At 70.7% G+C, this 12,321-nt stretch carries 11 protein-coding genes; 5 read left to right on the forward strand and 6 right to left on the reverse strand.

Annotation, left to right across the window (positions count from 1 at the left end):
- The first annotated feature begins 26 nt into the window (after positions 1 to 26).
- A complete protein-coding gene (locus tag ACGFNU_RS22025) occupies positions 27 to 965 on the forward strand; it encodes a cupin domain-containing protein (protein ID WP_392596227.1) in 939 nt (312 codons plus the stop codon).
- Positions 966 to 972: 7 nt separating this feature from the next.
- Here the strand turns inward: ACGFNU_RS22025 and ACGFNU_RS22030 are convergent, their stop codons facing one another.
- Genes ACGFNU_RS22030 through ACGFNU_RS22050 form a run of 5 tightly spaced genes read right to left on the reverse strand, consistent with a single transcriptional unit; the run spans position 973 to position 7,734 of the window.
- A complete protein-coding gene (locus ACGFNU_RS22030) occupies positions 973 to 3,291 on the reverse strand; it encodes a sugar-binding protein (RefSeq protein ID WP_392596229.1) in 2,319 nt (772 codons plus the stop codon).
- An 11-nt stretch (positions 3,292 to 3,302) separates the two neighbouring features.
- On the reverse strand, positions 3,303 to 4,094 hold the full coding sequence (locus ACGFNU_RS22035) for a carbohydrate ABC transporter permease (protein ID WP_392596230.1): 792 nt from the start codon (positions 4,092 to 4,094) through the stop codon (positions 3,303 to 3,305).
- On the reverse strand, positions 4,091 to 5,005 hold the full coding sequence (locus ACGFNU_RS22040; RefSeq protein WP_392596231.1) for a carbohydrate ABC transporter permease: 915 nt from the start codon (positions 5,003 to 5,005) through the stop codon (positions 4,091 to 4,093). The genes ACGFNU_RS22035 and ACGFNU_RS22040 overlap by 4 nt, the downstream gene beginning before the upstream one ends.
- The gene (locus ACGFNU_RS22045) at positions 5,002 to 6,378 is read right to left on the reverse strand and encodes an extracellular solute-binding protein (RefSeq protein WP_392596232.1); all 1,377 of its coding nucleotides are present in this window, start codon (positions 6,376 to 6,378) and stop codon (positions 5,002 to 5,004) included. Before ACGFNU_RS22045 ends, ACGFNU_RS22040 begins: the two co-directional genes overlap by 4 nt.
- A 27-nt stretch (positions 6,379 to 6,405) precedes the next feature.
- The gene (locus ACGFNU_RS22050; RefSeq protein WP_392596233.1) at positions 6,406 to 7,734 is read right to left on the reverse strand and encodes a hypothetical protein; all 1,329 of its coding nucleotides are present in this window, start codon (positions 7,732 to 7,734) and stop codon (positions 6,406 to 6,408) included.
- Between the two features lie 15 nt (positions 7,735 to 7,749).
- Between ACGFNU_RS22050 and ACGFNU_RS22055 the strand changes: the two genes are divergently transcribed.
- The 4 genes from ACGFNU_RS22055 to ACGFNU_RS22070 all read left to right on the forward strand — a co-directional run bounded on the left by ACGFNU_RS22055 (position 7,750) and on the right by ACGFNU_RS22070 (position 10,553).
- On the forward strand, positions 7,750 to 7,941 hold the full coding sequence (locus ACGFNU_RS22055; protein WP_392596234.1) for a hypothetical protein: 192 nt from the start codon (positions 7,750 to 7,752) through the stop codon (positions 7,939 to 7,941).
- Entirely contained in the window at positions 7,925 to 8,668 is a 744-nt protein-coding gene (locus ACGFNU_RS22060) for a GntR family transcriptional regulator (RefSeq protein ID WP_392596236.1), read from the forward strand. Before ACGFNU_RS22055 ends, ACGFNU_RS22060 begins: the two co-directional genes overlap by 17 nt.
- Before the next feature lie 91 nt (positions 8,669 to 8,759).
- The gene (locus ACGFNU_RS22065; protein ID WP_392596238.1) at positions 8,760 to 10,208 is read left to right on the forward strand and encodes a PTS ascorbate transporter subunit IIC; all 1,449 of its coding nucleotides are present in this window, start codon (positions 8,760 to 8,762) and stop codon (positions 10,206 to 10,208) included.
- Positions 10,209 to 10,307: 99 nt separating this feature from the next.
- On the forward strand, positions 10,308 to 10,553 hold the full coding sequence (locus ACGFNU_RS22070) for an EF-hand domain-containing protein (protein ID WP_392596240.1): 246 nt from the start codon (positions 10,308 to 10,310) through the stop codon (positions 10,551 to 10,553).
- A gap of 118 nt (positions 10,554 to 10,671) precedes the next feature.
- Here ACGFNU_RS22070 and pgi read toward each other — a convergent pair whose 3' ends face one another.
- A complete protein-coding gene (pgi, locus tag ACGFNU_RS22075) occupies positions 10,672 to 12,315 on the reverse strand; it encodes a glucose-6-phosphate isomerase (RefSeq protein WP_392596241.1) in 1,644 nt (547 codons plus the stop codon).
- Positions 12,316 to 12,321 lie beyond the last annotated feature (6 nt).

Here is a 12,321-nt window from a genome sequence, read left to right on the forward strand (position 1 = left end):
GTCCGGTCTGCCCCTAATGTGGGCCCATGGACGCGCTGACCGATCTTCTCGACGGGCCCCGGGCCCGGGGGGCCTTCATGCTGCGGGCGATGCTCGACCCGCCCTGGTCCCTGCGCATCGAGGACGAGGCGCCCCTCTGCGTGATGGCCGTGGTCAGGGGCGCGGCCTGGGTGATCCCGGACGGCGGCGACGCGGTCCGGCTCGGCCCGGGCGACATCGCGATCACCAGCGGGCCCGGCCGCTACGTCGTCGCCGACTCCCGCGCCACCCCGCCGCAGGTGGTGATCCACCCGGGCGGCAGGTGCACGACCCTCTATGGCGAGCCGCTCGCCGAGACGATGGCGCTCGGCGTCCGCACCTGGGGGAACAGCGCCGACGGCGAGTCGGTCATGCTCATCGGCACGTACCACATGCGCGGCGAGATCACCCAGCGGCTGCTGGCCGCCCTGCCGCCGCTCGTGGTGCTGCCGGGCGACGCCTGGGACAACACCCTCGTCACGTTCCTCGGCCACGAGATCGTCAAGGACGACCCCGGGCAGGAGGCCGTCCTGGACCGGCTGCTCGACCTGCTGCTGATCTCGTCGCTGCGGGCCTGGTTCAGCCGCCCCGGGGCGAACGCGCCGGGCTGGTTCAAGGCGCACGGCGACCCGGTCGTCGGCCCCGCGCTCCAGTTGCTGCACGACGACATGGCCCATCCTTGGACGGTGGCCTCGCTCGCCGCCAAGACCGGCGTCTCCCGGGCCGCGCTCTCGCAGCGGTTCGGCAAGCTCGTCGGCGAGCCGCCAATGTCGTACCTCACGGGGCTGCGGCTCGCGCAGGCAGCTGACATGCTGCGCGAGACCGACAGCACCCTGGAGGCCGTCGCCAGGCGGGTCGGCTACAGCAACGCCTTCGCGCTGAGCACGGCGTTCAAGCGCGTCCGCGGTCTCAGCCCCCAGGAGTACCGAGACCGCGTCAGCGCTTGAGGTCCGCTCATCTCCCGTCCAGCCGGGCGGCGCTGCTCGCGGTGCCGCCCGCCTTGGACTCGAACGCCACCGCGAGGACTCCCTTCCCTCCTGGCACGGTCACGGTGGTGAGCCCGGCGCGGCGGACAACGATCTTCTTGCTGCCGAGGATCTTCCCGTCCCACACGTAGGCGTAGGCGGTGCCCGGGCCGGTCGCGCCCAGCCGGAACGTCGTCGAGCCACCCGAGACGGCGGGCTTCCCGGCGATCCGGGCGGTGTCCCACCACGGCGCGGCGGTGCCTCCGGCCAGCGGGATCCGGGTCCCGGCCGCCTGAACGATCGACAGCGGCGAGTTCTGCGACAGCGCCGCCTCGGTCGGCATCACCGGCGGCGGTGCCGTGTCCGGCATGCCGGACGGCGGAACGTGGCCGGGGAGCGTGGTCAGGCCCCACCGGTACGGGTCGCCCTGGACACCGCCCCAGGTGGACCATCCGATACGGGTCTGCCCGGTCTTGTCCTGGGTGTCGGAGTCGTAGACGAAGATGTTCAGCGCCATCCGCGCGGGGTCGACCGCGGCGGGAAGCGCCGTGAACGGGATCTTCGCCTCCACCGTGTACCCGGTGTACGGCTGGGCGACGATGGCGGCGACCTCCATGCCCGGTGCCGTCTCCTTGCCCGGTCCCTGGTGGTGGTCCGCGTCGCGCTCGAAGCACGGCTTGCCATCGGCCATCGCCGGGAAGATTCCGGTCTTGAACGTGGTGGAGGTGTTCTCCGAGGTGCCGCGCGGATCGATGGCGATCTCCACGGAGTCGGTGCGCCAGTGCCGCTTGCAGTCGTCCGCGCCGAGCACGGTGCCCCGCTTGTCGTCCCTTACGTTCACGAGCAGGTGAAGGGCGTCGTCGGTCCAGGTCATCTTGCCGGTGGCCGAGCAGTCGGCGGCCGACTCGCACGCGCTGCCCTCCCAGACCCGGGAGAGGTCCAACGTGGGGCCGGTGTACTCGCCGGGGCCCTCCTTCCCGTCGGTCTGGGGCGCCGTTCCCGCCTTGGGGAGCACCGCCACCGGGACGAGTTCAAGCGCGGCCTTGCGCACGTCAGGCGGGCCAGATGTGCTCGTCGTGGTGATGGTGTAGTCGTGGTCTCCGTTCATGCCGCCCTGGTTGGAGGTCGGAAGGGAGGCGTCGGTGTTCTCCACCGTGAAGGTCACCGCGCCTTTGGCCCCCGCGGCCAGCTCGTACGGCTTGGTGACGGTGTCGGCCGCGAAGCCCTTCGGCAGGTCGAGTGTGACGGTGCCGGCCTGCGCCGAGGCCGAGGTGTTCGTCAGGTCGACGCGCACCTTCCGGGACCGGCCCGACCCCAGCGTCAGCACGCGCTTCATCCGGCCGATGAGCCCGGGCACCCCGGTCTTCGCCGCCCAGGAGTCGAAGTCGGCGACGCGCGGCAGCGGCTCCTGTTCGCCGGTCACGGCGGGCCCGGGCTCCGCCTTGGGCGGGCTGGGCCGTTCCCGGTTGTGCACTTCCGTGAAGTAGTCACAGCCGATCTCGGCCGGGTCGGCGGGGGCGTCGCCGAATCCGCCCCAGCCCTGGCTCACGTACATCCGCTGGGCCTCGCGCTCGACCTGCGCCCAGGTCTTCCCGCCGTTGCGCGGCGACGCCCGGCCGCCCCACACGCCGATGACGGTGGCCCTGGGGTCGCTGGGCTTGAAGTCGGTGGCGCAGGCCGGCCCGGTGGGCCCGGTCGCCCCGCCGGTGATGAGGAGCCGCCGCGCGGCCCAGGGACGCGCCACGTCCTTCGGGCCGGCCTTGGCGTCGGCGGCGGCGAAGTAGGCCTCGACGGCCAGCCGCGCCGCCTCCTGGTGGTGGCCGTGCTGCCCCGGCAGCGGCGCGGGCTCCATCGTGACGATCGTCTTCGGCCGCGTCTCGCGGATCAGCCGCACGACCTTCTCCAGCGTGGCGCGGTGGTTCCAGGACGAGGCGGCCAGCGGCGCGCTGACCGTGTAGTAGAAGTCGACCTTGTCCAGGTAGTGGACGTCCTTGATGCCCGCCTTGCCGACGGCGCGGCGTTCCTCGTCCTCGCGCAGCAGCCCCAGAGGCGGGCCCTCCTCGGTGCCGGCGGCGTTGCCGCCGCCCTCCCCGCGGGTCACGGTGAGCACGCCGACGCGGGCGCCGCCGAACTCGTTCCACTGGCCGTAGGTCGACAGGCCGCCCGCCTCGTCGTCGGGATGCGCCCCGACGAACAGGACGTCCAGCCTGCCCTTCTCGGATGGCCGGGCCGCCTGCGCGGGAACGGCCGGCACGGCCGTTCCCGCCAGCACGACGGCGAGGACGGCGGGCAGAGCGAGTCTCCTCATGGGCACTCCTCCTACTCCTTGATGGCCCCCGAGAGCATTCCGGCGATGAACCGCCGCTGCAGGACGACGTAGACGGCCACGATGGGCGCCGCGATGATCAGCGCCCCGGCCATCAGCCGCGCGTAGTTGGTCTGGTGCGCGCCCTGGAAGAACGACAGCCCGAGCGGGGCGGTGCGCAGGCCCTCGTCGGAGTTGAGGATCACCAGGGGCAGCAGGAACTCGTTCCACGTCCACATCGAGGTGAGCAGCACCATCGTGAGGATCGCGGGGCCGCCCATCGGGACCAGAACCCGCCAGAGCGTCGTCCAGCTCGACGCCCCGTCCATCCGGGCCGCCTCGATCAGCGAGCGCGGGCACGCGCGGAAGTAGGCCCGCATCCAGAACGTGCCGAACGCCACCGACTGGGCGATCTGCGGCAGGATCACGCCGGCGTAGGTGTTGTCCAGGTCGAGCGAGCGGAGGTCGAAGTAGAGCGGGATCACGACGGCCTCGGTCGGGATGGTGAGCCCGGCGAGGAACATCAGGAACAGCAGCCCCGAGCCGCGCGGCGCCAGCACGCCGAGGGCGTATCCCGCCAGGATCGACAGGACGGTCGCGACGGCGACCGTGGCGGCGGTGACGATGAGGCTGTTGCGCAGGTACGTCGCGAAGTGGCCCTCCCGCCACGCCTCCCCGAACGTCGACAGGCTGAACCCCGGCAGCTGGAAGGCCTGCGCCACGACGGCCGCCAGCGGGAACACCGCGATGACCGCGAACACCACGAGGATCGCGTGGTTGAGGATGACCTCCTGGCGGGCCTTCACGCGCCTCTCCCCTCGGCGAGGCGGCTGACGCCGGCGGTGAGGAGGAAGATGAGCGCGGCCAGCGTGATGCCGATCGCGCACGCCAGCCCGACCTCGCCGGTGTTGAACGCCCGGTTGTAGACCTCGTACGCCGGGACCTTGGTCTCCTCCCCCGGGCCGCCCTTGGTGGTCACGAAGATCAGGTCGAAGTTGCGCAGCGCCTGGACGATGGTGAGCGTCAGCGCGACCGCCAGCTCCCGGCGCAGCCCCGGCAGCGTGACGGCGAGGAACTCGCGCACCGGGCCCGCCCCGTCGATGCGGGCCGCCTCGTACAGCTCGCGCGGGATCTTCTGCACCCCGGCCAGGAACAGCACCGTCGCCAGGCCGATCTCGACCCAGGCGCCGACGAGGCCGACCGCCGGGAGCGCGAAGGTGAAGTCGCCGAGCCAGCCCCGGGACCAGTCCGGCAGCCCGAGCCGGTGCAGGCCGCGCAGCACGGTGTTGACGGGACCGTCCGGGGAGTAGACCCACTGCCAGGCGACCGCGACGGCGACCATGGTCACGACCTGGGGCAGGAACAGCACCGTCCGGAAGAACGTGAGCCCCCTGATCCGGGTCCGCGACACCGCGCCGACGAGGACGAACGCGATCAGGCACGGGACGACCGCGTAGAACACGACGAGGATCAGGGCGTGGCCGAACGCTCCGCGCAGGGACGGGTCGGTGAGCGTCCTGGTGTAGTTGGACAGCCCCGCCCAGGTGCCCGCGCTGATCCCGTCCCACTCGTACAGCGAGAACCAGAACCCGCGCACGAGCGGCCAGAGCAGGAACGCCGCGTACACCAGCAGGGCGGGGAGCACGTAGAGCCAGCCGATGCTGCGCGGCTCACCAGGAGGCCTGCCGGGACGACGGTCGTCTTGCGCGGGCGTCACTTCTTCTTCAGGAATTCGGCGTAGTCCTTCTGTGCGTCACCGAGTGCCTGCTGCGGCGTCGCCTTCCCCGCGATGAGCCGCTGGAGCGGCCCGCCGAAGGTGTCGGCGAGGTTCGGTGTCGCGTAGTCGATGTACGGAGTGATCCCGTCGCTCTTGCTCAGCTCCGCCCAGGCCGCGGCGATCTCCTTCATCACCGCGCCGTCCGGCTGTTTGGACGGCGGTGCCAGGGCGGGCAGATTGCCGGTCTCGACGGACACGTCCATCGCCTGCGGCGAGGTGATGAAGTTGATGTAGGCGGCCGCCACGTCCGGATGCTCGGACTTGGCCGTGATCGCGAACGGCAGGCTCTCCCCGCCCATCGTGACCGGCGGCCCGCCCGCCTGCGCCGGCGGCGGCAGCATGAAGCCGGCCTTGTCGCCCAGCTTGTCCTTGAGGTCGGCGGCCCACCAGGTGCCGCCGACCATGAAGACGCCCTGGCCCTTGGCGAAGTTGACCGGGGTGTCGTCCCACTTGATGGCGTTGGCGTCCTTGGTGAGGTAGCCCTGCTTCGCCCAGTCGGACAGCTTCTGCGCGGCCTGGACGTTCGGCTGGTCGGTCCAGGCGCCGCTCTTGCCGAAGATGAGGTCGCGCACCGCCTGCTTGCCCGCCGTCTGGTCCTGGACGATCCCGTACAGCTGCATCGCGGGGAGCTTCTCCAGGTTGCCGAACGCCAGCGGCAGCTCGCCCTTGCCCTTGGCCGTGCCGAGCGCCTGCTCGAACTCGGCCCACGTCTTCGGCGGCTGGATCCCGATCTTGGCCAGCTTGTCCTTGTTGTAGTAGATGCCGACGATCTCGCCGTTCAGGGAGACGCCGTAGAGGTTGCCCCCGCCGATGGACTTGCCGTCGGCGGAGACGCTGTTGAGGTCCAGCAGGCCCTTCGGGTAGCGCTTCTTCCAGCCGTAGACCCGGTCATAGGAGTCGAGCGGGAGCAGCAGGCCGCCCTTCACGGCCTGCCCCATCACGGCGTAGCCCTGGTTGGCCTGGACGACGTCGGGCGGGTCGTCGCCGGAGAGCGCGAGCCGCAGGGTCTTCTGCAGGTCGGTGAACGACCGCGACACGCGCTTGATCTTGACGTTGGGATACGTGGTCTGGAACCGGGCGTTCAGTGCCTCGATCTGCTTGCGCTGCCCGCCCTGGACCTCCTGGTCCCAGACGGTGAGCGTCACGTCGCCCGCCTTGGCGACGTCGGTGCTCACCGCACCGGGCGCCTTGCTCGCGGGCTTGTCGTTGTCCGAGCCCGGCGCGCACGCCGTGACGAGGCCGAGGCCGAGCACGGCGGCGACCGCCGCCGCGACGAGCGGGCCTCTTCTTCGACCGACCGGTTCCAGCACCACGAGCGGCTCCTTTTCAGCGGGGGATGTCTACTTCGCCGGGACGAAGAGACGGACGTCGTCGATCTGCGCGTTGCCCTCGTAGAAGTTCATGTGCGGGTCGCCGATGATGAAGTGGTCGGGGTAGGCCGATCCGGCGGGCCAGGTGTCCTTGTCGACGAGCGTCCCGCCGGGACCGCTCCAGGTCCAGTCGCCGTTGAAACGTCCGTCGTAGTCCTCGGCCTTCTGGTTGTAGTGCCAGATCGGCTCGCCGTCCTGGACGAACGACCTGGTGTAGCGGAATTTCGCCTGGCCCACGTGAGCGAAGTTGCCCGACATCTCCATGGTGTACGCGCCGTTCCGGCGTTCGATGGCGAACTTGTACGGCTCGGCGGGGAGCAGTTCCGGACGCATGTCGACCTGGGAGACGATCGCCTTGCCCTTGGCGAAGCCGCACTCGCTCTCCATGAGGTACTCGGTGCCCGGCTGGTTGGCGTAGCGCCGGTCGTCGGTCATGAAGATGGCGTTGACACCGTTGCCGGTGCTGGCACCGTACGGCTCGAACTGCCCGGTCGCCGGGTTGCACACGCGAAGGCCGGTGCCGGTGTACTTGTAGCGGCTGTAGGAGTCCATCGCCACCTTGCGGTGGGTGTGGATGAACACGTTGTTGTGGGGGGCGGGACGCGCGTAGTCCATGATGCCGAGGTAGTAGAACCCGTTGGCGTCGGTGCGCACGTCGAACCACGAGCACTCCGGCCGCGAGAAGTCCCCGCCGGACGCCCACGGATGGTTGGTCTTGCAGCCCGCCGGCGAGTACCCGTTGATCCGGCCGTCCGGGTAGTCCCACGAGCCACCGCGCTGCCCGCCGAAGTCGAGGCCGCGCAGCGTCATCTCGACGCGGTACTCGGCGGGCAGCGGCCTGGACGAGCGGACCAGCACGCCGCCCTTGTGGCTCGGCTCGTCCATCCGCGCGACGCCGCCGCCGGTCTTCAGCGTCGGCGGGGCGTCGGGCGTGCCGTCGCCGTCCTCGTCGCGGGCCGCGAGCTCGGCGGTGAGCCAGCCGCGGGCACCGAAGCTGAACGACTTGCGGTAGGTGTTCACCTTCGCGAGCTGCTCGCGGAAGGCGGGGCCGCCGACCGCGTCGAAGAAGGCCCCGTCGTTGTCGTAGACGTCCACGTCGTAGGGGCCGGCCGGGCCGTCGTCATCGCGGAACCACGCCGCGCGCCGGTCGTCGACGTGCCGGTCGAACGGCTCGGCCGCGACCAGCCGCCAGCCGTCCGGACCGGTGCCGCCGCCCGCGGGCGCGGCCTGGGCCGCCGGGGCCGCGGCCATGGCGAGGGGCAGGGCGAGGGCCGCGACGCCTCGGGTGAACGCCTTCATGCCACCGTCTCCATCATGTTCCGTCATCTCCTCACGTGGCGCTGCGAAGATCAAGACGAATCGTCCGCGACCGTAACCCACGGCGACCGCATCGCACCAGCCATAGCGGTCGGCAAAAGTGGTATTGACCACTCGGCCGCGCTGGCCTACCGTTGCCGTCGACAGAACGGCATCGTGGGAGGTGAACGGCATGACATCCGCTGGTGACGACGGCGCTGCGAACACCAATGCGAGAACGAAGAGGCGGACCGTCCGCCGGGAACTGCTCGCGATGCTGGACGGGCTGGACGTCGGCGACGCCCTGCCCCCGGAGCGGCGGCTGGCCGAGCGGCTGGGCGTCTCCCGGCCGACGCTCCGGGCGGCGATCGACGACCTGGTCGCCGACGGCCTGCTCGACCGGCGGCACGGCAGCGGCACGTACGTGGCCGAACCGCGGATCGCCGTGCCGCTGACCATGACCTCGTTCACCGAGGACATGCTCCGGCGCGGCATGGAGCCGGGCGGCCGGGTGCTCTCGTTCCGGACCTCGTCGGCCGGCGCGAAGATCGGCCGCAGGCTGTCCGTCTCACCCGTCGAAGAGGTATTTACCATTCGCCGGCTACGGCTGGCGGACGGTGCCTCGATGGCCATCGAGACCCTCTGCACCCCCGCCGAACTGCTGCCCGGACTGCGGAAGGAGGACCTCGAGGGCGGCTCGTTCTACGACCTGCTGCGCGGCCGGGGCATCACGATCGCCGCCGGCACCGAGACCATCGAGCCGACCGTCACCACCGAGGAGGAGGCCGCCGACCTCGGCGTCCCGGTGCACACGCCCGCCTTCCTCTTCGAGCGGGTCACCCGCGACGAGCGCGGCCGGCCCCTGGAGTACGTCCGCTCGCTCTACCGCGGCGACCGCTACCGGCTCGAACTCGACCTGCGGCCGCCGCCGCACTGAACCCCGTCACGCCGACGCACCCTGACTCCACCGTTCCACCCGCGCTGACCGGGGGCGGCAGCGCGCGCCTGAATACCGAGGTGACGCCACCGTGGACATCATCAAGGACATCCTCACGTTCCTGGCGGACAACGTGTTCGGCCAGGTACCGATCCTCATCGGGTTGATCACGCTCGCCGGGCTGCTGCTGCAGCGCAAACGCTTCGAGGACACGCTCGCCGGGGCGCTGCGCGCGACCATCGGCGTGGTCATCCTCTTCATCGGCATCGAGGTGTTCACCGGCGGGCTGAGCAGCTTCCAGGCCGTGCTCGCCGACGCGATGGGCACCGACCCGCCCAAGGCGGAGAAGACCCTGAACGACTTCATGACCACCCACGGCGGCACCGTCGCCCTCGTCATCACGGTGGCGTTCCTGGTCCACGTCCTGATCGTGCGGCTGTTCCCGGCGGCCCGCTACCTGTACCTGACCGGGCACCTGATGTTCTGGATCAGCACGGTCACCGTCGCCTCGCTGGTGACGATCGCTCCCGGCGCCGACCAGCTCACCCTGGTCCTGTGCGGCGCGGGCTTCGTCGCCGCCTACTGGACGCTCCAGCCGCTCTGGATGCGCCCGCTGATGCGCAAGATCATGCCCGATGACCGGTTCGGCTACGCGCACACCAGCTCGCTCGCGTGCGTGGTGACCGGCCTCGTCGCCCGCCCGCTGGGCGACCGCGAGAAGCACGACACCGAGAAGCTCAAGCTGCCGCGCCAGCTGTCGTTCTTCAAGGACATCAACGTCTCCACCGCGCTGATCATCTCGGCCATCATGCTCATCGCCGTCGCGCTCGCCGACAAGGCCATGGTCACCAAGCTGGCCCACGAGATGGACCCCAAGCTCTCGCCGTGGGTCTGGGGACTGCTGGTCGGCCTCCGCTTCGCGGGCGGCATCGCCATCCTGCTCTTCGGCGTGCGGATGTTCCTCGCCGAGATCGTCCCCGCGTTCAAGGGCTTCAGCGACCGGGTGATCCCGGGCACGCGCCCGGCGCTCGACGCGCCCACCGTCTTCCCGGTCGCGCCTACCGCGGTGATGCTCGGCTTCGTGTCCTCGACCGTGACCTTCCTCGCCTGCCTCGGCGTCTTCGCCGCCGCGGGCTGGTTCACGCTCGCCCCGCCCATGATCATGCTGTTCTTCGTCGGCGGCGCGGCCGCCCTCTTCGGCAACGTCGTGGCCGGCTGGCGCGGCGCGGTGCTCGGCGGGGTCCTGACCGGCCTCATCCTGGCGATCGGCCAGGCCGTCACCTGGGGCATGTACGAGTCGACCGCACCCGAGCTGGCGACGCTGGCCGACCCCGACTGGTACGCCATCGCCTGGCTGCTCAAGGGCCTCGACCCCGTCGTCGGCGGCGCCGCGGTCTGGGCCGTCCCCGCCGTCGCGCTGGCCGCCACCGTCGCGACCCTGCTCATCCTCGGCCGCCGCGAGAAGACCAGGGCCGCCGCCGAGGAGGCCGAGGAGAACACCGCCGCAACGGCGGCGGAACCCGCCGCGGACAAGGGCTGAGCGTTCTCCGGCGGAGAGGGGGCGGCAGGGCGTTTCTCCCCGGACCACATCCGCATTTATGTCATGATGCGGACAGAATGGACCTAATTGAGGAGCGCGATGACCACCAAACCGACCGAGGACGACCTTTTCGCCGTGTTCACGCGGGCGGACCTCGGCGGCGATGATCAGCTCGATCTGATGGAGTTCACGATGGTCCTGGACAGCCTGGGGTTGTCCTGGGCGCGCCACGAGGTGCAGGACCGCTTCGAGAAGGCCGACCTCAACCGGGACGGCCTCATCTCCTATCCGGAACTCCGGGAGCTGCTCACCACCCAGGGCCTGATCGGGGCCCAGGACTCCTAGTCCCCGCGGACCGCGAAAACGACGAGGCCCACCGGATCATTACCAGATCCGGTGGGCCTTGTCAGTGCGTTCGTCCAGGCGCAATTCCCGGGACGGGACGCGCCCGGACCGGGCTCGCTCAGACGGAACGGCCGCGCAGCTCGCGATAGCGGCGGACGAGAGCCGCCGTGGACGGGTCGGGCGCGTCCGCGTGGGGCTCCGCGGAGGTCAGCGCGGGCGCCAGGTCCATCGCCATGACCTTGCCCAGCTCCACGCCCCACTGGTCGAAGGGGTCGATGCCCCAGATCGTGCCCTCCACGAACACGATGTGCTCGTAGAGCGCGATCAGCTGGCCCAGGGTGCCGGGCGTCAGCTTCGGCGCCAGGATCGTGTTCGTCGGCCGGTTGCCCGGCATGACCTTGTGCGAGACGACCTCGGCCGGGGCGCCCTCGGCGGCGATCTCCTCGGCGGTCTTGCCGAAGGCGAGGGCGGAGGTCTGGGCGAGCAGGTTGGCGGTCAGCAGGTCGTGCATGCCGTCCCCGCCGGCCGAGTGGTCCTCGAACGGCTCGGCGAAGCCGATGAAGTCGGCGGGCACCAGCCGGGTGCCCTGGTGGAGCAGCTGGTAGAAGGCGTGCTGGCCGTTGGTGCCCGGCTCGCCCCAGAAGATCTCGCCGGTCTGGGCGACGACGGGGGCGCCGTCGGCCCGCACGGACTTGCCGTTGGACTCCATCGTGAGCTGCTGCAGGTACGCGGGGAAGCGCGAGAGCCGCTGGCTGTAGGGCAGGACCGCGCGGGTCTGGGACCCGAAGAAGTCGTTGTACCAGATGCCGAGCAGGCCCATCAGGACCGGCATGTTCCGCTCGAACGGCGCGGTGCGGAAGTGCTCGTCGACGGCGTGGAAGCCCGCCAGCATCTCGCGGAACCGCTCGGCGCCGATGGCGATCATCACCGACAGCCCGATCGCGCCGTCGAAGGAGTAGCGGCCGCCGACCCAGTCCCAGAAGCCGAACATGTTGTCGGTGTCGATGCCGAAGTCGGCGACCCGCTGCGCGTTCGTCGACACGGCCACGAAGTGCCGCGACACCGCCTTCTCGTCGCCCAGCGCGCTGACCAGCCACTCCCGCGCGACCTTGGCGTTGGTGAGCGTCTCCAGCGTGCCGAACGTCTTGGACGCGACGATGAACAGCGTCTGCTCGGGGTCGAGGCCGCGGAGCCTGCCGGAGAGGTCGGCCGGGTCGATGTTGGACACGAACCGGGCGGAGATCCCCGCGTCGGCGTAGTCGCTGAGCGCCTCGTACGCCATCGCCGGCCCGAGGTCGGAGCCGCCGATGCCGATGTTGACGACGGTGCGGATGGGCTTGCCGGTGAAGCCCGTCCACTCTCCCGAGCGCACCCGCCCGGAGAAGCCGGCCATCTTGTCGAGCACCTCGTGCACGTCGGCCACCACGTCCTGGCCGTCGACGGTCAGTTCGGCGTCGCGGGGCAGGCGCAGCGCCGTGTGCAGGACCGCGCGGTCCTCGCTGACGTTGATGTGCTCGCCGGCGAACATCGCGTCGATCCGCTCCCGCAACCCGGCCCGCCCGGCCAGCGCCACCAGCAGCCGGATCGTCTCGTCGGTCGCCCGGTGCTTGGAGTAGTCCAGGTAGAGGTCGCCCGCGCTCACCGCCATCCGCTCGGCCCGCCCGGGGTCACCGGCGAACAGCTCGCGCAGATGCGTCCCGGCCAGGGCCGTGTGGTGCTCGGCCAGCGCCGACCACTCGGATGATTCGGTGATATCAGCCATAATCCA

It is taken from the genome of Spirillospora sp. NPDC048911, assembly GCF_043198015.1.
In the GTDB taxonomy this organism is placed as follows: domain Bacteria; phylum Actinomycetota; class Actinomycetes; order Streptosporangiales; family Streptosporangiaceae; genus Spirillospora.

Bases quoted from the DNA above. Each gene is read 5' to 3' on its own strand.
- ACGFNU_RS22025 (WP_392596227.1), top strand. From the start codon at position 27: ATGGACGCGCTGACCGATCTTCTCGACGGGCCCCGGGCCCGGGGGGCC.
- ACGFNU_RS22070 (WP_392596240.1), top strand. From the start codon at position 10,308: ATGACCACCAAACCGACCGAGGACGACCTTTTCGCCGTGTTCACGCGG.
- pgi (WP_392596241.1), bottom strand. From the start codon at position 12,315: ATGGCTGATATCACCGAATCATCCGAGTGGTCGGCGCTGGCCGAGCAC.
- ACGFNU_RS22030 (WP_392596229.1), bottom strand. From the start codon at position 3,291: ATGAGGAGACTCGCTCTGCCCGCCGTCCTCGCCGTCGTGCTGGCGGGA.
- ACGFNU_RS22055 (WP_392596234.1), top strand. From the start codon at position 7,750: ATGTTCCGTCATCTCCTCACGTGGCGCTGCGAAGATCAAGACGAATCG.
- ACGFNU_RS22060 (WP_392596236.1), top strand. From the start codon at position 7,925: ATGACATCCGCTGGTGACGACGGCGCTGCGAACACCAATGCGAGAACG.
- ACGFNU_RS22050 (WP_392596233.1), bottom strand. From the start codon at position 7,734: ATGAAGGCGTTCACCCGAGGCGTCGCGGCCCTCGCCCTGCCCCTCGCC.